At 65.7% G+C, this 22405-nt stretch carries 19 protein-coding genes and 3 pseudogenes; 14 read left to right on the top strand and 8 right to left on the bottom strand.

Annotated elements, in window-relative coordinates:
- Nucleotides 1-220: 220 nt before the first annotated feature.
- From ACZY0X_RS14255 to ACZY0X_RS14240, 4 genes and pseudogenes are all read left to right on the top strand, one after another.
- A pseudogene (locus ACZY0X_RS14255) lies at nt 221-721 on the top strand (beta-ketoacyl synthase N-terminal-like domain-containing protein); the annotation flags it as partial.
- 2 nt (nt 722-723) lie between these two features.
- Nucleotides 724-1332 (top strand): annotated as a pseudogene (locus ACZY0X_RS14250) (ATP-binding cassette domain-containing protein); the annotation flags it as partial.
- Nucleotides 1329-2066 (top strand): ABC transporter permease, encoded by a 738-nt coding sequence (locus ACZY0X_RS14245; RefSeq protein WP_463771275.1) that lies wholly within the window; start codon nt 1329-1331, stop codon nt 2064-2066. The pseudogene ACZY0X_RS14250 and the gene ACZY0X_RS14245, both read left to right, overlap by 4 nt.
- On the top strand, nt 2063-2305 hold the full coding sequence (locus ACZY0X_RS14240) for a hypothetical protein (protein WP_463771624.1): 243 nt from the start codon (nt 2063-2065) through the stop codon (nt 2303-2305). The genes ACZY0X_RS14245 and ACZY0X_RS14240 overlap by 4 nt, the downstream gene beginning before the upstream one ends.
- Here the strand turns inward: ACZY0X_RS14240 and ACZY0X_RS14235 are convergent.
- The 3 genes and pseudogenes from ACZY0X_RS14235 to ACZY0X_RS14225 all read right to left on the bottom strand — a co-directional run.
- A pseudogene (locus ACZY0X_RS14235) lies at nt 2283-2438 on the bottom strand (ATP-binding cassette domain-containing protein); the annotation flags it as partial. The gene ACZY0X_RS14240 and the pseudogene ACZY0X_RS14235 overlap by 23 nt on opposite strands.
- A gap of 95 nt (nt 2439-2533) precedes the next feature.
- Nucleotides 2534-4258: an AMP-binding protein gene (locus tag ACZY0X_RS14230; RefSeq protein ID WP_463771273.1), complete on the bottom strand. Its 1725-nt coding sequence runs from the start codon at nt 4256-4258 to the stop codon at nt 2534-2536.
- A gap of 375 nt (nt 4259-4633) precedes the next feature.
- Nucleotides 4634-5134 carry a PPOX class F420-dependent oxidoreductase gene (locus tag ACZY0X_RS14225; protein ID WP_463771272.1) on the bottom strand — a complete coding sequence of 167 codons (501 nt, stop codon included), beginning with the start codon at nt 5132-5134 and terminating at the stop codon, nt 4634-4636.
- Nucleotides 5135-5191: 57 nt separating this feature from the next.
- Between ACZY0X_RS14225 and ACZY0X_RS14220 the strand changes: the two genes are divergently transcribed.
- On the top strand, nt 5192-5581 hold the full coding sequence (locus ACZY0X_RS14220) for a MerR family transcriptional regulator (protein WP_463771271.1): 390 nt from the start codon (nt 5192-5194) through the stop codon (nt 5579-5581).
- Here ACZY0X_RS14220 and ACZY0X_RS14215 read toward each other — a convergent pair.
- The gene (locus ACZY0X_RS14215; protein ID WP_463771269.1) at nt 5562-6296 is read right to left on the bottom strand and encodes a hypothetical protein; all 735 of its coding nucleotides are present in this window, start codon (nt 6294-6296) and stop codon (nt 5562-5564) included. The genes ACZY0X_RS14220 and ACZY0X_RS14215 overlap by 20 nt on opposite strands.
- 44 nt (nt 6297-6340) lie before the next feature.
- Nucleotides 6341-6706, bottom strand: coding sequence for an XRE family transcriptional regulator (locus ACZY0X_RS14210; RefSeq protein WP_463771267.1), 366 nt, complete (start codon nt 6704-6706; stop codon nt 6341-6343).
- Nucleotides 6707-6841: 135 nt separating this feature from the next.
- On the opposite strand from ACZY0X_RS14210, the gene ACZY0X_RS14205 reads away from it, so the two are divergent.
- Both ACZY0X_RS14205 and ileS read left to right on the top strand, forming a co-directional pair.
- On the top strand, nt 6842-7474 hold the full coding sequence (locus tag ACZY0X_RS14205; protein WP_463771265.1) for a hypothetical protein: 633 nt from the start codon (nt 6842-6844) through the stop codon (nt 7472-7474).
- A gap of 302 nt (nt 7475-7776) precedes the next feature.
- On the top strand, nt 7777-10920 hold the full coding sequence (gene ileS, locus ACZY0X_RS14200) for an isoleucine--tRNA ligase (RefSeq protein ID WP_463771264.1): 3144 nt from the start codon (nt 7777-7779) through the stop codon (nt 10918-10920).
- Nucleotides 10921-10932: 12 nt separating this feature from the next.
- On the opposite strand, the gene ACZY0X_RS14195 is transcribed toward ileS, so the two are convergent.
- Complete coding sequence (locus ACZY0X_RS14195) at nt 10933-12267, bottom strand: hypothetical protein (protein ID WP_463771263.1); 1335 nt, start codon at nt 12265-12267, stop codon at nt 10933-10935.
- Nucleotides 12268-12505: 238 nt separating this feature from the next.
- Nucleotides 12506-12721 (bottom strand): RNA-binding S4 domain-containing protein, encoded by a 216-nt coding sequence (locus ACZY0X_RS14190; RefSeq protein WP_463771262.1) that lies wholly within the window; start codon nt 12719-12721, stop codon nt 12506-12508.
- Between the two features lie 67 nt (nt 12722-12788).
- Here ACZY0X_RS14190 and ACZY0X_RS14185 point away from each other — a divergent pair, with 67 nt between their 5' ends.
- Nucleotides 12789-14141, top strand: a complete 1353-nt coding sequence (locus ACZY0X_RS14185; RefSeq protein ID WP_463771260.1) for a DNA polymerase IV — start codon at nt 12789-12791, stop codon at nt 14139-14141.
- A gap of 42 nt (nt 14142-14183) precedes the next feature.
- On the opposite strand, the gene ACZY0X_RS14180 is transcribed toward ACZY0X_RS14185, so the two are convergent.
- Nucleotides 14184-15110 carry an asparaginase gene (locus ACZY0X_RS14180; protein ID WP_463771258.1) on the bottom strand — a complete coding sequence of 309 codons (927 nt, stop codon included), beginning with the start codon at nt 15108-15110 and terminating at the stop codon, nt 14184-14186.
- Between the two features lie 65 nt (nt 15111-15175).
- Between ACZY0X_RS14180 and lspA the strand changes: the two genes are divergently transcribed.
- The 6 genes from lspA to ACZY0X_RS14150 all read left to right on the top strand — a co-directional run bounded on the left by lspA (nt 15176) and on the right by ACZY0X_RS14150 (nt 22397).
- Complete coding sequence (gene lspA, locus ACZY0X_RS14175; protein ID WP_463771593.1) at nt 15176-15790, top strand: signal peptidase II; 615 nt, start codon at nt 15176-15178, stop codon at nt 15788-15790.
- Complete coding sequence (locus ACZY0X_RS14170) at nt 15787-16716, top strand: RluA family pseudouridine synthase (RefSeq protein ID WP_241399094.1); 930 nt, start codon at nt 15787-15789, stop codon at nt 16714-16716. The genes lspA and ACZY0X_RS14170 overlap by 4 nt, the downstream gene beginning before the upstream one ends.
- Entirely contained in the window at nt 16713-17660 is a 948-nt protein-coding gene (gene rarD / locus ACZY0X_RS14165; protein ID WP_463771257.1) for an EamA family transporter RarD, read from the top strand. Before ACZY0X_RS14170 ends, rarD begins: the two co-directional genes overlap by 4 nt.
- 70 nt (nt 17661-17730) lie before the next feature.
- A complete protein-coding gene (locus ACZY0X_RS14160; RefSeq protein WP_463771256.1) occupies nt 17731-18444 on the top strand; it encodes a TetR/AcrR family transcriptional regulator in 714 nt (237 codons plus the stop codon).
- Between the two features lie 12 nt (nt 18445-18456).
- Nucleotides 18457-22008, top strand: a complete 3552-nt coding sequence (dnaE, locus tag ACZY0X_RS14155) for a DNA polymerase III subunit alpha (protein ID WP_463771254.1) — start codon at nt 18457-18459, stop codon at nt 22006-22008.
- Between the two features lie 8 nt (nt 22009-22016).
- Nucleotides 22017-22397 (top strand): SRPBCC family protein, encoded by a 381-nt coding sequence (locus tag ACZY0X_RS14150; RefSeq protein ID WP_463771592.1) that lies wholly within the window; start codon nt 22017-22019, stop codon nt 22395-22397.
- The last annotated feature ends 8 nt before the right edge of the window (nt 22398-22405 follow it).

Here is a 22405-nt window from a genome sequence, read left to right as displayed (position 1 = left end):
GGCAACCCGCAACGTTGCGGCTCGTGACCATCGCACTCCGTCCCCGTTGCTTGAACGCCGGCGAGAAGTAAGGGGTAGTGGAGCCAAGATGCGGCAAACACGCGCTTGACGTCGACGCACCCCTGCTGGGGAGCCTTCCCACTCATGTACGCAGAAGAGGTTGAATTTAGTGGTTGAGAGAGTGGCGGGTACGACGGTCACACCGATCGCCGTGGTCGGCATGGGATGCCGACTGCCTGGCGGCGTGGACTCGCCTGCTGGACTGTGGGGAGCGCTGCTGCGCGGCGAGGACACCGTGACCACGGTTCCGCTGGACCGCTGGGACGCCGAGGAGTACTTCGACCCCGAACCCGGCGTTCCGGGACGTTCGGTCTCCAAGTGGGGCGCATTCCTCGATGACGTCGCCGGGTTCGACGCCGACTTCTTCGGGATCAGCGAGCGCGAGGCCACGGCACTCGACCCGCAGCACCGGCTTCTGCTCGAGACCTCGTGGGAGGCCATCGAGCACGCTGGAATCGACCCCGCCGCTGTCGCCAACACCCTCACCGGCGTGTTCGTGGGCTTGACCGGCGCCGACTACCAGCTGTTGGCGGCCGACGCCAATGCAGTCGAGGGCCCGTACGGCTTCACCGGTAGCAATTTCAGCCTGGCCTCGGGTCGCATCGCCTATCACCTCGGCGCACACGGTCCTGCCTACACGGTGGACTCGGCGTGCTCGTCAGCGCGGCACGCAGCCGCGCCGAGGAACTGATCCAGCAATTCGACATGGCCCATGCTGCCGACCGGCAAGTCAGCGGGTACTCGGGCGGCATGCGGCGGCGCATCGACATTGCGGTGTCCCTCGTGGTGCCGCCAAAGGTGCTGTTCCTCGATGAGCCCACCACCGGACTTGATCCCCGCAGCCGGCGCGACGTCTGGAATCTGGTGTCCTCCATGGCGGCTCAGGACATCACGGTCCTGTTGACGACCCAGTATCTGGAGGAGGCCGATATCCTCAGCGACTCCATCGTCATCCTCAACCACGGCCAGATCGTGGCGAGCGGCACCGCCGATGAACTAAAGCGCCAGACCGGCAGCAGCTACTGCCAGATGACCGCGCTGAATTCCGAGGATCTACCGCGAATCGCGGCCGCGCTGGCCGACTTCCACGAGGTCGAGGTGGACGCCGACACGAGCTCCGTCTCGGTACCCGCTCCGCAAGGTGTCGCGACGCTTTCCGAGGTGTTCCGGCGGATGGATGAACTCGGCGTCGAACTCCTCGACATATCGCTGCGCCGCCCATCGCTCGATGAGGTGTTTCTGCATCTCACCACCCCGGTCACCTCGCAGTGACGGCATTTGCGCTCCTGACTGCCCGCACGGTGCAGCGCGGTCGGCTGGATCTCATCTTCGCCGTGGTGGTGCCGATTATCGGGCTCGTCGGTCTGACGTTCCTGCTGCGTGACGTCATCGCCACCGGCGAGATGAGTTACGCACAGTACGTCCTGCCCGCCATGGTCGTTCAGGCGATGTTGTTCGGTGCACTCACCACCACCGATCGGGCGGCCTGGGACAAGATCAGCGGACTCAGCTATCGGATGCGCACGTTGCCCATCTCGCCCTACACACCGCTGATGGCCCGCATGGCCTACTGCCTGATCCGCGGCGTGTTGGCGGTGGCCGCGTCGGTCCTGGGCGCGTATCTGTTCGGGTTTCGGGTGACCAGCGGATTCGCTTATGCCGCAGCCTTTGTCCTGATGGCGCTGACGCTGACCTTGGCACTGTCACTGGGCGCGGACGCGACCGGTAACAAGGCCGGGCGGACCGAGGTGGCCAGCCAGCTGCTATTGGTCCCGCAGTTGCTCCTCGTCGTGTTGTCGACCGGGCTCGCACCTGTCGATGCATTTCCGGAGTGGCTGCATGGTTTCGTGCGCCACCAGCCGATCTCGCAGATCACCGAGACGCTGCGCGGATTCACCGTCGGCCACGTTGAGACGGGCAATGTCCTCACCAGCCTCGCGTGGTGTATCGGACTGCTGCTGCTGTTCGGCACAATCGCCGTTCGTCTTCAGGGACGGCCATCATGAAGTCAACGTCACAGCAGCAACATTCGCTCATCGCAGAAAGCTGGATCTTCGCAGGCCGGCTCTTCATTCAGTGGCGTCGATACCCGATGGTTCCACTGCAGGCATTGATGTTTCCCGCCGGGCTGCTCATCATCTACGGCCTGCTGGTCGGCAAGTCGATGGTCCGCGTCACCGGGAACAGCGGATTGGATCAGTTGATCCCGGTGTGCCTGCTGGCATCAACGTCGACAGGATGTTGACGGTGGTGGTTTTGCCGGCCCCGTTGTGTCCCAGCAACGCACACACCGAGCCGGTGGGAACCGAGAAGCTCACGTCGCGCAGCGCGGGAACACTCTGGCCGAATGTCTTGGCGACGTTGATGAGCTCGATCACGGAGTCACACGATACAGAGAGTTGGACGACATTTACTCGGCACGTGATGGCATGCGAGCAAAGTCTGGTGATCGGGGCTTGGACGACTCACGCCGTCACGCGTCCATCCGGACGAACCCGCCCTGCCGGTACTGCTCCACGCATGCCTGACGGCGGATCTTGCCGCTCGTGGTGATCGGAATCGATCCTCGCGCGACCAACACGAGGTCGGCCGCGGTGATCCCGTGGGCCTGTGAGATCGCGGATGTGATCTCACTCCGCACGGTGGTCAACCGCTCCTGTGTCTCCTCCGGAGTCGCGCGGGGCTTCATCTCGACGATCGCCACCAGTTGTTCGGTGGTGTCGTCCTCAACCGAGATGGCGGCCACCCGGCCACCGGAGACGGCGCCCACGGTCGCCTCGATGTCGTCGGGGTAGTGGTTGCGGCCGCGCACGATCAGCAGATCCTTGATTCGACCGATGATGAACAGCTCACCGTCGTCAATGAATCCCAAATCGCCTGTGCGCAACCACTTCACCGTGTCGTCGGTGGCATCGGCGAGGACGCCGCCAAACGTGTGGGCGGTCTCATCGGGCTTGTTCCAGTACCCGGCGCACACGTTGTCGCCGAGCACCCAGATCTCGCCGATAGTCGACGCGGGTGTCTCGAGCCGGGTGTCCGGGTCGACGATCAGCACCTGCGGTGACTGCGGTGCGCCATAGCTGATCAGCGAGGTCCCAGTGGTGCTGCGCTTGGCCATTCCGGCGGTGAGCTTCTCGGTGTCGAAGGTCACCACGGTGGGCGGCTCGCCCGCTTCGTGCGTCGCGACGTAAAGCGTCGCCTCGGCGAGGCCGAAGGAGGGGCGGATGACCTTGCCGGCGAAGTTGAACTTCGCGAACCGCTGCATGAACCGCTTCACCGTGACGGGCTGTACGCGTTCCGCTCCCGACATGATCGCCAAGATCCCACTGAGGTCGAGGCCGGCCATGTCGTCGTCGGTGGTGCGGGCCGAGGCGAGGTCGAGGGCGAAGTTCGGCGCGGCGGTCAGGGTGTGCGAACGCTTGGCTAGCTGCTGCATCCATCGGGCCGGCCGCTGCAGGAAGGCGATGGGGCTCATGACCACCGAATGCCAGCCACCCAGGATGGGTGCGCAGATGCCGAGCATCAGTCCCATGTCGTGATAGAAGGGCAGCCACGACACCGTGGTGGTTCCGGGCGGACCCACCTTGCCGTGTTCGCTCAGCAGCGCCGAGACCTCTTGTTCGAAGTTCGCGAACAGGTTGCGCTGCGACACCATCACACCGGCGGGCGTGCGGGTCGATCCTGAGGTGTACTGCAGATAGGCAGTGGCAGGCGGGGTTTCGCGCCGTGACGTCGACCGCTTGCGCACGGTGAGGTCCAGACGGTCGATCTCGAGCACAGTGGGGGCGGACTGACCGTCCTGAGCCGTCGCGTACGGGGCCACCGCCGCGGCGGTATCCGCCGTCGTGAGGATCACGGTGGGGCGGGCGTCGCGCACCACGGCTGCGGCCCGTTCGTCGTGCGCGCCCAGGGTCGGGGTCGACAGTGGCACGGCGATGACATTGGCCTCGAACGAGGCGAGGAATCCAAGGATGTAGGACATGTTCTGCGGCGCGAGGATGACGACTCGGTCGCCGATCTGCGCGTGCTCGCGGATCTCGGCCGCCAGGGCAACCACCCGCTGCTGGAGCTGGGCCCAGGTCAGCTGCTCCTCGACACCTTCCCATTCCTGCTCATAGTCGATGAACGTGAATGCGATGTCGTTCGGCTGCAGGCTGGCTCGCTCGCGAAGAATCGCGGGAATCGACGAGTCGAGCATGGACTTGCCCCCTCTACGGCGGGTACTAAAGCGTTGGATCGAGCTTAAGAAATGAAAGCACGCGATGCGCATCATAGCGAAACCGACTAAGAGGCAGGGTGTTAGCTGTGGCGTTTTCAGCGAAACGATTGACGCGTGTTTCGATGGGGTGCGCCGGGGCGTCGTCATTCACCAAAACCCGATACCTTTGGAACGAAATGCGCTTCTTCCAACGTTGATCACCGCCATGAACTGGCCTTCGGTGCATTCCTCGCTGCCGCGGCGTGGGTCAGGTGAAACTCCGCGAAATTAGCCAGAGCTGGCCGTGGGGGATCGAGGTGTCAGAATTGCTCGGCCGGGTGTGACGAACCTCAACAACGGAGGTGTGCTGCGCGCCTAGTCGATGCCGATCGCGTCACCGTGGGGTCTGGCAGCGCCCTGTGCCGCGAAGTCGAGTTTGACTGCGACGATCGCGCTGTCGGGCCAGACGGTCCGCGTACGGAGTCGGCGGGCCTTCACGCGCAGTGGGAGGGCATCGTCAGAACTCTTGACGCCGGGGACCTTGATCAGTGGCATCAGATTGTATTGCCACCCGTAGCGTCGATGGAGGGCGCGGTTGGCTGCTTCGGCGTCCTCGCCGGTCAGGATCGATGCCTCGCCGGTGACGGTGATGGGCTTCGGCGCGTAGCGGCCACGGTAGTCGCACGGCCAGATCTCGACGCGGGGATTCGCGGCGATGCGACGCGTCTTGGGGCCCACCTTGGTACGGAACATGAGGGTGTCGCCGTCGAGTTGGAACCAGATCGGGGTGTCGACCGGATCGCCGTTGCGGCGGTAGGTCCGCAACTGTGCGTACCGGACTGTCTCGAGGGCGGTGCGGAGTTTGTGAAGGGTCATGTTCCCATTCAATGACTTCGAGTTGACTCGAGGTCAAGCTGCATTGAGGATGTCGAGATGAGCATGTCCATCGGTGAGGTCGCCCGGCGCTCCGGTGTGGCCGCCACGACACTGCGGTTCTACGAGGACGAGGGACTGCTGCGCGCCCCGGACCGCGTCGGCGGTCGGCGGCGTTATGCGGAATCCGTCCTGACCCGCCTCGAGGTGATCGGGCTGTGCAAGGCCGCTGGCTTCAGCCTCGACGAGATCGGGGTACTCCTGGCCGACGACGTGCCCGGCCGGCCAGCCAGCCATTCGTTGGCCGAGACCAAGTTGATCGACATCGACCGTCAGATGGCGACGTTGCAGCGGGCCAGGGAGATCATCGAGTGGGCGATGACGTGTGAGTGTGTCTCGGTCGACGCGTGTGACTGTGGCACCCACGTGTTCAGTGATCAGCCTTCTTGAACCACTTGGTCTTGGTGCGCCAGGAGTACGCCGACGTCAGCGCGAAGCCCGCACCACACATGCATGCGAAGAACCACACCAGGGTGCCGTTCTCGATGGGTTGCAGCGAGGGGATCAATGCGGTGGTGATTCGCACGACGCACGCCGCGATACCGCTGAACGACGCGACCAGGTAGATGTTGGCGATCGTTCGCGACCGCGGATCCTTGCGGAGGATGAGAAGGGCGCGTGAGCCGTAGCCGAGTAGGTAGATCAGCGTGGTGCAGAGGATCAGCCAGTACATGGTGAGCCAGAAGTCGGTGTGCAGCTGGAAGAAGTCCGCCGCGTAGATGTGTGCGCCGTTGCCCATTGTGAACGTGGCCAGGAGCAACGGGATGCACAGTGTGGCGGGCCGCTCGACGTACTGCTTGAAGGCGAGTTGCATGGCGTGGTCGTCCTGGAGACGACCCAACGCGTTATAGACGATGGCCGAGGCGGCCACGACGTACAGATCGTGGCCGATGTAGTCCTCGAGGTTCCACTTGCCGGTCAGGGCATGTAGCCAGACGCCGATTGTCTCGGATGCGAAGGGCGACATCAGTAGCACCGTGGCGCCCTGCAGGGCGATGTTCAGCGTTGCGGCAACTTCCCATCGGCACGACCAAGTGACACGACGAATCCACAAGCTCCACGCGATGCAGACAAGCGTGATCACGATGAGCACTGCCAGCGCCATGGCCGTTGCCTCCGAGTTAAAGATTCGTCAGCAAATGGTACTGCCTAGAGCGGCGGAGCGTCTTCACGTGGCGCCATTTCCGATAACTTGGCGCGACGAATGGTTCGCAGTTCGGTAGCGGGGTCGGTGGCCGTTGCGACGGATACGGGGGAGGACTCGAGGTAGCTCCAGACCTCTTCGCGGCTCATCAGCCCGAATCGAACCTGCAGGTCGGGGTAACTGAGGTCGAATCGGTCGCAGACGTGACGCAGTTCCTCGGCGTTCGGGTAGTCCGATTCCTTGATTCGTCGGTAATAGGTGCTGCTTGAGGTCCCAAGCGCGTCGTAGATCGCCTTGGCGTCGACATCGCCGTCGAGGAGGTAATCGAGCAGGGCTTTGAGCTGTCTACCGTTCTCGTCAGTCCGCGGCATCGATCCACCATAGCGGGCTTCTCGGTATTGGGCAGTGCGTACCGGAAACTGGATTGGTTGCTCGTTATTGACAGTGGCGTCACAGTTTTGAATGACGTCTCCCATTTCTGGGACTCCCCGTGTAACTTGATTCACATGATGTGCGCAAACTTGCAGCTGACCGACTACATTGCCGACGGTCGGCCGGAACGCGACGACGTTGTTGTCGTGTCTGCGCCCCTGTCCGAGGTGTTGACCGGGGAGTTCGATGGCGCGGCTGCCGCGATCGGGCTAACTGCCGAGGAGATCCTCCTCGCGGCGCTGGGCCGCACCATCGTGCGGACAATTGGCGACGGTGTCGTCCTGGTCGATTTGCCGGGGGACACCGAGCGGACTGCGTCCGTCTATCCAGTCGAGCTGCTGTGCACTGGGCCTGCTGTCACATCGGCGTCGGAGATGCTCGCCGCCGTCCACCGCTCGGTCTCCGCGCTGACTCTGCGCCGGATGGTTCCCGAGGACGCGCACGCCCAGCCGTCGGCCGACGTGCTGCTGGTCGTCGACGGCGACGGGGAACTGCCCGCCGAGCCCGCGGCGCTGGGCCATGCTCTGGAGCTTCGTGTCCACCGCCGCGGCAGAGTCCTGGTCCTCGACTGGTGGTATGACTCCCGCACGTTCGAGGCCTACACGGTCGAGGAAATGTCCGAGCAGTTCGCGTACGGCCTCATCGAGCTGACGTCGGAGGCCTCGGCGCCCGTCATCGCCGGCACCGAGCTGGCCGCCGCGCATTAGCGTCGGGAAACCTCGACACTCTAGAATCGACTAACGGCATCGATCCGGCCATCACCGGGGAGTCTTCGGAAGAACCGTCGTGGTTGGGTAGCGGCGCAGTAGAACCGAACGGTTGGGCCCGTCATCGTCCATTACGAGCGGCGCACTTTCCCGGGGCGAGCGAAAGCGACGGGGACTAGATTCAGTGCGCAAGCGGGGTGGTACCGCGGCGCTCGCGCAGACGCGCGACGTCGTCCCCGTGCCTGAACGAACCTGGGCTCTCCGGAGCGCCAGCGACATTTGGCACAGGAGACGACGAACTGGTGAACGCCTACCCCAAGCCAGCAGGTGGTGCACCGGCATTTCCCGAGCTGGAGACCGAGGTCCTCGACTTCTGGGATCGTGACGGAACGTTCCGCGCGAGCATCGAGCGGCGAGAAAACGCGCAGGAGTACGTCTTCTACGACGGGCCTCCCTTCGCCAACGGCCTGCCGCACTACGGGCACCTGCTGACCGGCTACGTCAAGGACATCGTGCCCCGGTACCGCACGATGCGCGGCTACAAGGTGGAGCGACGCTTCGGCTGGGACACGCACGGGCTGCCCGCCGAGCTCGAGGTGCAGCGCCAACTGGGTATCACCGACAAGGCGCAGATCGAAGAGCTCGGCATCGACAAGTTCAACGACGCCTGCCGTGCCTCGGTCATGAAGTACTCCGACGAATGGCAGGCGTACGTCACCCGTCAGGCGCGTTGGGTCGACTTCGACAACGACTACAAGACGCTGGACCCGACCTTCATGGAGTCGGTGATGTGGGCGTTCAAACAACTGTGGGACAAGGGCCTTGCCTACGAGGGCAACCGGGTGCTGCCGTACTGCTGGAACGACGAGACGCCGCTCTCGGCCCACGAGTTGCGGATGGACGACGACGTCTATCAGAGCCGTCAGGACCCGGCGATCACTGTCGGCTTCGCGATTGCCGACGGTCCGTTGCGCGACAGCTACTTTCTGGTGTGGACGACCACGCCGTGGACGCTGCCGTCCAATCAGGCCGTCGCGGTCAATCCTGAGGTGGCATACGTCCAGGTGCAGGTGGACGGCAAGCGCTACGTGCTCGCCGAGGCGCGACTGGCGTCGTACGCCCGCGAGTTCGGCGACGAGCCCGAAGTGCTGGGCACATATCAGGGCTCGGAGTTGATCGGGATGACCTATCTTCCGCCGTTCCCGTATTTCCTGGACTCGCCCAACGCTTTTCAGGTGCTGCGCGGTGACTTCGTCACCACCGAGGACGGCACCGGCATTGTTCACCTGGCGCCCGCGTACGGCGAGGACGATAAGGCGACAACCGACACCGTCGGGATCGTGCCCGCCACACCGGTGGACTCCAAGGGCAGGTTCGATGCGACCGTTGCCGACTACCGGGGTCAGCACGTGTTCGACGCCAACCCGCAGATCATCCGCGATCTCAAGAACGGCAGCGGCCCGGCCGCGGCCAACGGCCCCGTGCTGGTCAGGCATGAGACCTACGAGCACTCCTACCCACACTGCTGGCGCTGCCGCAATCCGCTGATCTACCGGGCAGTGTCGTCGTGGTTCATCAAGGTCACCGAGTTCCGGGACCGCATGGTCGAACTCAACCAACAGATCACGTGGTATCCCGAGCACGTCAAGGACGGTCAGTTCGGCAAGTGGCTGGCGGGCGCGAGGGACTGGTCGATCTCGCGAAACCGATACTGGGGCAGCCCCATCCCGGTGTGGAAGTCCGACGACCCCGAGTACCCGCGGATCGACGTCTACGGCAGCCTCGATGAGCTCGAGCGGGACTTCGGTGTTCGCCCGACCGACCTGCACCGGCCGTTCATCGATGAGCTGACTCGTCCCAATCCCGATGACCCGACCGGGAAGTCGACCATGCGTCGCATCGAGGACGTCCTCGACGTCTGGTTCGACTCGGGGTCGATGCCGTTCGCGCAGGTGCACTATCCGTTCGGCAACGTGGAGTGGTTCGACGGTGTCGTCGGCGCCGACCCTGACAATCTGGTCGACGCGCACTTCCCCGGCGACTTCATCGTCGAGTACATCGGGCAGACCCGTGGCTGGTTCTACACGCTGCATGTTCTGGCCACTGCGCTGTTCGACCGGCCGGCGTTCAAGTCCTGTGTCTCACACGGCATCGTGCTGGGCAACGACGGTCAGAAGATGAGCAAGTCGCTGCGCAACTATCCGGATGTCAACGAGGTGTTCGACCGCGACGGATCCGATGCGATGCGCTGGTTCCTGATGGCCTCGCCGATCCTGCGCGGCGGCAACCTGATCGTCACGGAACAGGGCATCCGCGAGGGTGTGCGGCAGGTCCTGCTGCCGTTCTGGAACGCGTATTCGTTCCTGACTCTCTATGCGCCGAAGAAGGGCACCTGGCGCACGGACTCGACCAACGTGCTGGACCGGTACATCCTGGCCAAGCTGGCCGCGCTGCGCGATGACCTGACTGTGGCGCTGGACGAATGCGATATCTCCGGCGCGTGCGATCAGCTGCGGCAGTTCACCGAGGCCTTGACGAATTGGTATGTGCGTCGGTCGCGTTCGAGGTTCTGGGACGAGGATCCTGACGCCATCGACACCCTGCACACAGTGCTGGAGGTGACCGCGAGGCTGGCGGCGCCGCTGCTTCCCCTGATCACCGAGGTGATCTGGCGTGGTCTCACGGGTGAGCGATCTGTACACCTCACCGACTGGCCGGAGGCCGGCGTCCTGCCTGCCGATCCGGATCTCGTCGCCGCGATGGACCAGGTGCGCGACGTGTGCTCGGTAGGGTCGTCGTTGCGCAAGGCCAAGAAGCTACGCGTACGCCTGCCGTTGCCGAAACTGACTGTCGCTGTGGAGAGCCCGGAGCTGCTGCGGCCATTCGCCGACCTGATCGCCGACGAGCTGAATGTCAAGGCCGTGGAGCTGACCGACGATATCGCCGCCTACGGTCGTTTCGAGTTGACGGTCAACGCCAAGGTCGCGGGTCCACGGATCGGCAAGGACGTGCAGGCCGCCATCAAGGCGGTGAAGGCCGGTGAGGGAGTGGTTAACGCTGACGGCACGTTGACGGCGGGTCCGGCCACCCTGCTGCCCGAGGAGTACAGCTCGAAACTGGTTGCCGCCGAACCTGACTTCACTGGTGCGCTGCCAGGTGGTGCGGGTCTGGTGGTGCTGGACGGCACGGTCACCCCCGAGTTGGAGGCTGAGGGCTGGGCCAAGGACCGGATCCGCGAGCTCCAGGATCTGCGCAAGTCGACCGGGCTCGAGGTGTCGGACCGAATCAGCGTCGTGATGTCGGTGCCGCCGGCACGGCAGGAGTGGGCGCGTACGCACGCCGGACTCATTGCCGGCGAGATCCTGGCGACCAGTTTCGAGTTCGGGGAGCCAGTCGATGGCGCGGACATCGGTGACGGCGTGACGGTGGCGATCGCCAGGGTGTGACGGCCGGGCCGACTACTCGACGATCCCCGACAGTTCCATGTCGGCGAGTGCCTGGCGAACCGAATCGCGAAGGGCCTCCCGGGTGTTCGCCGCGCCGACGACCCAGCTCGCGACGGTGAGGAAGACCCGACCGTTCGCGCGTCCGGTCACCAGGAACAGCAGGCCACCCATGCGGTCGAGAACCGCCGTGGTGACCTTCGGCTCGAGCATCCGGATCGTGAGGTAGTCGGCATCGCTGCCATCGGGGCGGTTGATCTCCGATTCGAGTTCGCCGATGTTCGAGCAGCCGACGGGGCTGCCGACCTGCTGAACCATTCCCTCGAGGCGGCGGACCAGAAACCCCGGTGTCAACGGCACCAGGGCCAGGGGCCCCAGCAGTTCGTTGGGCGCCTCGCTCAGCGCGGTCAGCGCGGCCTTGACGTCGCGGCGGATGTCGCTGAGGTCAGTGGTGACCTTCGACGGGTCGGCGAGGACTGAGGCCTCGGTCAAGGCGTTGGCGCGGACATCGTCGGCGCCGCGTTCGCTGACCGGCAGGGACAGCCGCACCCGCCCGTCCTCGTCGGTGCGGCCCAGGATGTGGCCCAGCCGGGCGCCGAGCGCAGCGAATAGTGAGTTACTGGTACCGCCAAGGCTTCTCGCGCGTTCGTCCCAGTGCTCGGCGTCGAAGAACACGGCGGCGTTGGGGGCCACCACCTCGCTGGTCGCCGCTCGTGACCGCTGCCGTCCACCGGACTTGACCGATGTCGACAGGCCTTCGCTCTCCGAGCGGGCCACCTTCACCGCCGAGACGACGGCCTTGGCCAAGTCGGGGACATTGCGCAGCGTCTGCCGGGCGTCCTCGCGCAGTGCCTGTCCGGGAGTCCGGGAACCGGGCGGTGGATAACCCAGGTCGCGCCGAAAGCCCTGTACGGCATCGGTGATCGCGATGTTGATCGCCTTGGCGTCACCGACGGAGTGCGACACGACGAGGCTCACCGCGGTCCCGCCATCGGTCAGCGGCGCGACACCCAGGTGCCACGACGGCCCCGCCTGGGGATCGATCGGCAAGCGCACGCGTTCGTCGGCCCACAGCCACACCTCGCTGCGCGGGCGGTCCTGCGTGGAGATCTCGATGTCGGCGGGTCCCGGAGAGGCGACCCAGCGATCGCGGCCGAACGGCAGAGCCGACCTCTCGATGCGTCGACCGAGCAGTCCGTATCCGAGATTGGTGTGGAATCGGCGTAGGCCGTCGATGTCGACGGGGCGCTCGTAGATCCACGTGAACTGGATGAGCGGCCCCCGGCCGAGCGCCCGCAAAGCGAGGAACGAACCCTGGTCGATGTACTCGAGCGTGTTGTCCACGCGCATATGTTAAGCGTCAGGCCTTGATCGCCCGCCAACGCTGCTGGCCGCCGCGTCGAACTGCAGCACAGCCGATGCAACATATTCATAGCCATGCATATGACGGTAGGCGATGAGCGAGCGGTCTAGGGGAGTACGTCGGAGACCACGCCGGAGAAGTCGCGAAACAAGCTGCGTGCGAATGTCGTCCGCCGAAGTCCGAGCGCCCGCAACAGCCGCCCGCGATCGAGACCCGGCCACCCGATCATGCCTGGGTGACTCGAGCCGATGTCTCGCCGATTGACACCGTGTCCCCGGGGCGCAGTTGACGTCCGCGCCGCAACTCCACGTCACCGTTGACCGCGACGAGTCCCTCGGCGATCGCCGCCTTGGCGTCCGAACCGCTGTCGATCAGCGACGACAGTTTGAGGAACTGGCCCAGACGGATCGAGTCGTCGGTTATCGGTATGTCGTGAGCCATGGTCGTCAGGCTAGTCCCCGATTGGCCTCGTCTCCTCGTTGATCGGTCGGGCCCTAGGCTCGTTGGAATGGATGGGCGCTGGGTCCTGCACTTCGACATGGATGCCTTCTTCGCATCCGTCGAGCAGTTGACGCGTCCGACCCTTCGTGGCCGCCCAGTGCTCGTTGGCGGGCTCGGCGGTCGCGGTGTGGTCGCCGGAGCCAGCTATGAGGCTCGGGTGTTCGGAGCCAGATCGGCTATGCCCATGCATCAGGCGCGCCGGCTGGTCGGCGCTACCGCTGTCGTGCTGCCCCCTCGCGGGGCGGTGTACGGCGTGGCCAGCGCCAGGGTGCTCGACACCGTGCGGTCGATGGTCCCGGTTCTCGAACAGCTGTCGTTCGATGAGGCATTCGGCGAGCCAGTGGAACTGGCCGGGGCCGGGGCCGCTGAGGTCTCGCGGTTCTGCGAGGCGCTGAGGGCTCGGATCCGGAAGGAGACCGGTCTGGTGGCCTCGGTCGGCGCGGGATCGGGGAAGCAGATCGCCAAGATCGCATCGGACCTGGCCAAACCGGACGGCATCCGTGTCGTCGACCGCACCGAGGAAGAGGCGCTCCTGGCCGGACTGCCGGTCCGTCGGCTCTGGGGAATCGGACCCGTCGCCGAGGAACGTCTGCTCCGACTGGGCATCGGTACCGTCGGCGCCTTGGCGGCTCTCAAGGAGGCCGAGGTCGCCGACATCCTCGGCGGCACGGTCGGGCCTGCCCTGCACAGGTTGGCCCGGGGTGTCGACGACCGTCTGGTCGCCGAGCGAGCCAGCTCCAAGCAGATCAGCGCGGAGTCGACGTTCGCACAGGACCTGACGACGCTTGATCAGATGCGTGAGGCCGCGGGCCCGATCGGCCAGCACGCCCACGCCCGGCTCGAGCGCGACGGACGCGGCGCGAGGACGGTGGTCGTCAAGATGAAGAAGTCGGACATGAGCACGCTGACCCGGTCGGCGACCCTGCCGTACGCCACCGCCGACGAGGCCACACTGATCGGCACGGCCAGGCGGCTGTTGCTCGATCCGATGGAGATCGGGCCGATTCGGCTTCTGGGCGTTGGCTTCTCGGGTCTGTCTGACGTGCAGCAGGAGTCCTTGTTCCCCGACCTGGAGCAAACGCTGGAGGCTGCGGTCGGCGTACCGCCTGCGCGGGAGACGCCGAGTTCGGCAGAGGCCGAGCCATGGCGGATTGGTGATGACGTCGTGCACAGCTCGTACGGTCACGGCTGGGTTCAGGGCGCGGGCCACGGTGTCATGACTGTGCGTTTCGAGACGCGCGGCACCGGAGCGGGGTCGGCGCGAACGCTCGCCGTGGACTCGCCCGATATCAGCCGGGCCAATCCTGTGGACAGTCTGGACTGGCCCGACTACGTCGACGGCCTCGCAGGCGACGAGTAGCAGAGCACGGCGTCATCCGCCGGATCGAGTCGGGGATGGCCGTCAGCCCCACCGAGCGAACACCTCGCGGGCCGGCGTCGAGGTGGCCAGTGCCGCCATCAGCAGAACCCGCGCCTGGGCGGGACGCAGCGTCGGCACCGGAACGGCACCGGCGTCGGCGAGGGCTTGACCGGGGCCATACCGCGTCGAGACCGTCGCGCCGGGCACCCGCGTGGACACGGCGACCGCCACACCGCGGTCACTGGCGCGACGGACGCCGTCTGCGACGGACCGGCCGGCATTGCCCGACCCCATCGCCTCCAGCACGATGCCGCGAGCCCCGGCGGCCACGTACGCGTCGATCGCCACGGCGTCACTGCCTGCGTAGGCGGCGACCACGTCGACGCGAGGAGTGGACCCCGGGCCTGGGGTCAGTGCTGGGCGTCGCTTGCTCCCGTCGAACACGACGCCCCGTGTGGTGACCGAGCCGAGTGCGGTGCCCGTGAATCCAGCGGCGGTCTTGGTCAGACCCAACGGCTGCCACACCGTGCCGGCCAGACTCACCACCACGCCGATACCGCGTGCGGCGGGGTCGGCTGCCACGGCCAGGGCGTCGCGCAGATTGCCCGGCCCATCGGGCTCAGGCGCGTCGGCGCTGTGCATTGCTCCGGTGAACACCACCGGCTGCGGTCCGTCGTGGACGATGTCGCACCACAACGCGGATTCCTCCATTGTGTCGGTGCCGTGCGTCACCACGACGCCGTCCGCACCTGCGTAGAGGGCGGCTGCCACCGCCCCGGAGATCCGGTCCCACTCCGGTGGGCCGACCTCCGAACTGTCCACTGCCATGAGGTCGATGACATCGACGTATGCTCCGGTCGACACGTCCGACACGAGGTCTGAACCGCCGAGGGTCGGGCGCGCGACGCCGTCGGCATCGGTGCTGGTGGCGATGGTGCCACCGGTGGCAATGACGACGACGCGGCTCATGCCGCGATTGTTCACCATGACGACTTTGGAATGATGGGGGAGTGACTGATGAATCAGGGGCCTCGGTGGAGCCAGTGACCGCCGACGACACCGTCGAGCATCGGTCACCACGCCGCCGACTGCGTCTGCTGGTGTCGGTGGCCCTCGTGGTGTTGATTCTCGACGTTGTGACCAAGGTGCTGGCGGTGCGGCTACTCACGCCCGGCCAACCCGTTTCGATCATCGGCGACACCGTCACCTGGACGCTGGTCCGCAACTCCGGGGCGGCGTTCTCCATGGCGACCGGCTACACGTGGGTGCTGACACTGGTTGCCACCGGCGTGGCGATTGGCATCGTCTGGATGGGTCGGCGCCTGGTGTCCCCGTGGTGGGCGGTGGGGCTGGGCATGATCCTCGGCGGTGCCATGGGCAACCTGGTCGACAGGTTCTTCCGGTCGCCGGGGCCGCTGCGCGGGCACGTGGTCGATTTCCTCTCGATCGGTTGGTGGCCGGTCTTCAACGTCGCCGATCCAGCGGTGGTGGGTGGTGCGATCCTGCTGGTCGCGTTGTCGCTGTTCGGGTTCGACTTCGACACCGTCGGCCGACGCAGGCCGGACGACGAGGCCGAGCCCGCACCGGACGAGAAGGCCGAGCCGGTGACCGCCCGTGGCGCAGACGACGAATCCGACCCGACCGGATGACGACGCGCTCAATGACGGTCCCGGACGGGCTGGCGGGCATGCGGGTCGACGCCGGGTTGGCCCGTCTGCTCGGCCTGTCGCGGACTGCCGCCGCGAGCCTGGCAGAGAATGGCGGCGTTGAACTCGACGGTGCTGCCGCAGGCAAGTCCGACCGCCTCACCGCAGGCGCGTGGCTCGAGGTCACGTTGCCCGAACCTCCCGCGCCACTGGATAACCCGCCCGTCGATATCGAGGGCATGACGATCCTGTACTCCGATGACGACATCGTGGCGGTGGACAAGCCCGCCGGCGTCGCCGCGCACGCCTCGGTTGGATGGACGGGTCCCACGGTGCTTGGTGGGCTGGCCGCCGCGGGCTACCGCATCACCACCTCAGGTGTCCACGAGCGTCAGGGCATCGTGCACCGCCTGGACGTCGGCACCTCTGGTGTGATGGTCGTGGCGATCTCGGAACGCGCCTACACCCTGCTCAAACGCGCGTTCAAGGCACGCACCGTCGACAAGCGCTACCACGCACTTGTCCAGGGGCACCCCGACCCGTCGAGCGGCACAATCGATGCGCCGATCGGGCGGCACCGCGGCCACGACTGGAAGTTCACCGTCACCGAGGACGGTAGGCACAGCATCACCCATTACGACACCGTCGAGGCGTTCGTCGCGGCTAGCCTGCTCGATGTTCACCTGGAAACCGGTCGCACACACCAGATTCGGGTGCACTTTGCGGCGCTGCACCACCCGTGTTGCGGTGACCTGACCTACGGTGCCGATCCGACGCTGGCCAAGCGGCTCGGGCTGGAACGCCAGTGGCTGCACGCGCGATCGTTGGCGTTCGCGCATCCGGCCGATGGCCGGCGCATCGAGATCACCAGCCCGTACCCCGCGGACCTGCAACACGCACTCGACGTGCTGCGCCACCACGATTCGTGACTGAGAACGCCGCACCGGCCGGACGTCGGGCCGGCGTTCTGTTCGGTGTCGGCGCCTTCACATGCTGGGGCATGTTCCCCGGATACTTCCCCCTGCTGCTGCCCGCGGGCTCACTCGAGGTGCTTGCGCACCGCATCGTGTGGAGTGCGCTGGTCCTGGTGCTCATCCTGGTCGTCGCACGCAGGCTTTCCGACCTGTGGCGGCTGAGTGCCCGGACCTGGTTGCAACTGGCGATCGCCTCGGCACTGATCGCGATCAACTGGGGGACCTACATCTACGCGGCGACGCACGGTCATGTCGTCGATGCGGCTCTCGGATACTTCATCAACCCGCTGGTCACCGTCGCACTCGGAATCCTGCTGTTCCGCGAGCGCATCAGCAGGTGGCAGGCCGCGGCGCTGGCGCTCGCCGTGGTCGCGGTGGTGGTGCTGACCGTCGAGGCCGGGGATCCCCCCTACATCGCCGTTGCGCTGGCCGTCAGCTTCGCGCTGTATGGCGTTGTCAAGAAGGTGGTTCGGGCCGACCCTCGGGTGAGTGTCGCGGTGGAGGCGCTGCTGGCGCTGCCGTTCGCGGGTGGCTACCTGATCGTCCTTCAGGTGTTGGGGCAGGGACACTTCGCCAACCAGGGCACCTGGCACGCCGTTCTTCTGATGTTGGCCGGCCCCATCACGGCGGTGCCGCTGCTGCTGTTCGCCGCCGCGGCGCAGCGCCTGCCGCTGGTCACCATCGGACTGTTGTTCTACCTCAACCCCGCCCTGCAGATGGCCTGGGGAGTGTTCGTCGGAAACGAGCCGATGCCCGTCGGCCGCTGGATCGGTTTTGGGCTGGTCTGGGCCGCGCTGGCGGTCATGGGAGCGGGGACGTTGTGGGGAAGGCCACCGCGCCCGGCGGTGACGGGCGCCGCCTCGGACACGGCCGAACATTTGCCTGACCGTCCATGTTGACCCGCCCTTAGCTATGCCCTACGGTTTGCTGAGCGAGGCCCCCGATCCTCCTCGCGTGTGAGGTCAGGACATGTCGCAAGCCGATGCCGGGTCGCTGCCGACCGCTCGGCGGCGTGGTCGACCGGTCGGATCCGACTCCGTCGAGACGCGAAACCGCATCCTGAACGCCGCTCGCCGGGTGGTCAACGAGCGCGGCTTCCCCGCGGCCACGTTCCAGGCGATCGCGTTGGAGGCCGGCCTCAGCAGACCCACGCTGCACTACTACTTCGCATCGCGCGAGGAGATCTACGACGTCCTGGCCGACGAGGCCGGCAGTGCCGTCGACAACTGCATTGCGAGGGCGGAATCACATGACACGCTGGTTGGTTCGCTGTCAGCTCTGATCTCGACGATGTGGGACCTGGACTACCGCGATCATTCCCAGATCGCCTTCCTGATCAGTGCGCGGCTGGAGTCCAGCCGCAACCCCAGGCTGGGATACGACCGGTGCGCGGGACTCAGGTCCCACCTCGGTGCACTTGTCGAGCAAGCCGCGGCGCGCGGTGAGTTGCCCCCCGATACGGACGCGGGCCCGATCGCCGACCTGCTCAACGCGGTGTTGTGGGGGGTGGGTCTCTACGCGGGGTTCATCGATCGCGAGACAGACATGGCCTTGATAACTAAGCAACTTGATCAAACTCTGACGCATGGATTGCTGAGCGGTTCGCGCCGCGCGGCGCAGCGCGCCGATGAATCCGGAGACACGACCCACGACACGCCGAGCGCCGTCGGAGGTCGGCCATAGACTGACCACCCTATGGTCGATTCGTCTGCTCACCGCGCATCGTTCGTGCACCTGCACAACCACACCGAATACTCGATGCTGGATGGTGCGGCGAAGGTCAAACACATGTTCGCCGAGGCGAAGCGGCTGGACATGCCCGCGATCGGGATGACCGACCACGGCAACATGTTCGGGGCCAGCGAGTTCTACAACGCGGCCATCGAGGCTGACCTCAAGCCGATCATCGGCGTCGAGGCCTACATCGCACCGGCGTCACGGTTCGACACCAAGCGCGTGCAGTGGGGCGACCGCAGTCAGAAGGGTGACGACGTCTCGGGTAGCGGCGCCTACACCCACATGACGATGGTCGCGGAGAACGCGGTCGGGCTGCGCAACCTGTTCAAGCTGTCGTCACTGGCGTCGTTCGAGGGTCAGCTCGGCAAGTGGTCCCGCATGGACGCCGAGATCATCGCCGAGAACGCCTCCGGCATCATCGCCACGACCGGGTGTCCCTCGGGCGAGGTGCAGACCCGGCTCCGGCTCGGTCAGACTCGCGAGGCGCTGGAGTCGGCGGCCAAGTGGCGCGACATCTTCGGGCCGGAGAACTACTTCTTGGAGTTGATGGACCACGGCATCGAGATCGAGCGCCGAGTCCGTGAGGGTCTGCTGGACGTCGGGCGGCAGCTCGGCATCCCCCCGTTGGCGACCAACGATTGCCACTACGTCACCAAGGAGGCCTCGCGCAATCACGAGGCCCTGCTGTGCGTGCAGACCGGCAAGACCCTGTCCGATCCGACCCGGTTCAAGTTCGATGGAGATGGCTACTTCCTGAAGCCCGCGTCGGAGATGCGGGCGATGTGGGACGCCGAGGTACCCGGCGCCTGTGACTCCACCCTTCTGATCGCCGAGCGCGTGCAGTCCTATGCCGACGTGTGGGCGCCCAAGGACCGGATGCCGGTGTTCCCCGTTCCCGAGGGACACGATCAGGGGACATGGCTGCACCACGAGGTCACCGCAGGACTTCGGCGACGGTTCCGCGACGCCCCCGTGCCGCAGGAGTACACCGACCGGGCCGACTACGAGATCAAGGTCATCTGCGACAAGGGCTTTCCCGCGTACTTCCTGATCGTGGCCGACCTGATCAACTATGCGCGATCGGTCGACATCAGGGTGGGGCCTGGCCGCGGTTCGGCCGCCGGGTCACTGGTGGCCTACTCGATGGGGATCACCAACATCGACCCCATTCCGCACGGTCTGCTGTTCGAGCGCTTCCTCAACCCGGAACGCCCGTCGGCACCCGATATCGATATCGACTTCGACGATCGTCGCCGTGGCGAGATGCTGCGCTACGCCGCGAACAAGTGGGGTAGCGATCGCGTCGCCCAGGTCATCACGTTCGGCACCATTAAGACCAAGGCCGCGCTGAAGGATTCGGCCCGGGTCAACTACGGGCAGCCCGGGTTCGCCATCGCCGATCGGATCACCAAGGCGCTGCCACCGCCGATCATGGCCAAGGACATTCCGCTGTCCGGCATCACCGATCCCGCCCACGAGCGGTACAAGGAGGCGGCCGAGGTTCGGTCTCTGATCGAGACCGATCCCGACGTGCGGACCATCTACGAGACCGCACGTGGCCTCGAGGGTCTGGTCCGCAATGCGGGCGTCCACGCGTGCGCGGTGATCATGAGTTCCGAGCCGCTCATCGACGCGATCCCGTTGTGGAAGCGCCCCCAGGACGGTGCGATCATCACCGGCTGGGACTACCCGTCGTGTGAGGCCATCGGCCTGCTCAAGATGGACTTCCTCGGACTGCGGAACCTGACGATCATCGGTGACGCGATCGACAACATCAAGGCCAACCGGGGTATCGACCTCGACCTCGACGCGTTGTCGCTGGACGACCCCGCTGCCTACGAGCTGCTGGGGCGCGGTGACACCCTTGGTGTGTTCCAGCTCGACGGCGGGCCGATGCGAGATCTGCTGCGGCGCATGCAGCCCACGGAGTTCAACGACATCGTGGCCGTGCTCGCGCTGTATCGGCCCGGGCCAATGGGCATGAACGCCCACAACGACTACGCCGACCGCAAGAACGGTCGCCAGGAAGTCAAACCGATCCACCCGGAGTTGGAGGAACCGCTCAAGGAGATCCTCGCCGAGACGCACGGCCTGATCGTCTACCAAGAGCAGATCATGTTCATCGCGCAGAAGGTCGCCGGCTACTCGATGGGTAAGGCCGATGCGCTGCGCAAGGCCATGGGCAAGAAGAAGCTGGAGGTCCTCGAGGCCGAGTACAAGGGCTTCCTCGAGGGCATGACCACCAACGGGTTCTCCGCGGCGGCGGTGAAGGCGTTGTGGGACACCATTCTTCCGTTCGCCGGATACGCCTTCAACAAATCGCACGCCGCCGGCTACGGATTGGTGTCGTACTGGACCGCCTACCTCAAGGCGAACTACCCGGCCGAGTACATGGCGGGCCTGCTCACCTCGGTCGGCGACGACAAGGACAAGGCCGCGGTGTATCTGGCGGACTGCCGCAGGCTCGGCATCACGGTGCTGCCACCCGATGTCAACGAGTCGGTGCAGAACTTCGCGTCGGTTGGGGAGGACATTCGGTTCGGCCTCGGGGCCGTGCGCAATGTCGGCGCCAATGTCGTTGCGTCTCTGATCAACACACGCACCGAAAAGGGCAAGTTCACCGACATCTCGGATTACCTCAACAAGGTCGATATCGCCGCCTGCAACAAGAAGGTGACGGAGTCGCTGGTGAAGGCGGGCGCGTTCGACTCCCTCGGCCACTCCCGCAAGGGTCTCTTCCTCATCCACACCGATGCGGTGGACTCGGTCCTCGGCACCAAGAAGGCCGAGGCGATGGGGCAGTTCGACCTCTTCGGAGGCGCGGACACCGCCACTGACGCCGTGTTCGCCATCAAGGTGCCCGACGACGAGTGGGAGGACAAGCACAAACTCGCACTCGAGCGCGAGATGCTCGGCCTCTACGTGTCGGGGCATCCGCTCAACGGCATCGCGCATCTGCTGGCGGCGCAGGTGGACACCCAGATCCCGGCGATCCTCAACGGCGATGTCGCGAACGACACGCAGGTGCGCGTCGGCGGCATCCTGGCGTCGGTGAACCGACGTGTCAACAAGAACGGGATGCCCTGGGCTTCAGCGCAACTGGAGGACCTCACCGGTGGTATCGAGGTGATGTTCTTCCCGCACACGTACTCCACGTTCGGCGCGGAGATCGCCGATGACGCCGTCGTGATAATCGGCGGCAAGGTGAACATCCGCGACGACCGCGTCTCCCTGATCGCCAACGAGATGGTGGTGCCGGACTTCTCCAGCGCCCAGGCGAACCGACCGGTTGCGGTGACCCTGCCAACCCGGCAGTGCACCGTCGAGAAGGTTGGTGCACTGAAACAGGTGCTCGCCCGTCATCCAGGAACGGCGCAGGTTCACCTGCGACTGATCAGCGGGGATCGGATCACGACGCTGGAACTCGATCAGGCACTGCGCGTCACGCCGTCGTCTGCGCTGATGGGAGACCTGAAGGCGCTACTGGGCCCTGGTTGCCTGGGCGGTTAGCAGTGGAGATCGCCACCGGCGGGCCGAGCCCGTCACGTCATATCGCGATCTGGGTCGAGGCGGCGCCCGAGGTGGTGTACGCGTTCGCCTCGGATCGGCGCGAGCTACACCGTTGGGCTGCGGGACTGGCCGATCCGGCACTGCGCGACGCCGACGTCCAGTTCACCCCGGTGAACACCCTCGGCGTTCTGGATCACCAGGTCACTCTGCCGTCGGGGGAGTCGGTGTACAACCCGATGCGGGTGATCCCGTCGGGGAGCGATGAGCAGAGGTGCGAGGTGGTGTTCACGCTGCGGCGCAGACCCGGGGTCGCCGATGCGGAGTTCGAGGCTGACGCCGCGGCCGTGGAGGCTGATCTGAGGACGCTGCGCGATCTGATCGAGGGCTGAGCACCGGC

Source organism: Mycobacterium sp. IDUB_39, assembly GCF_055419205.1.
This window is presented reverse-complemented; position numbering and strand designations above follow the sequence as displayed.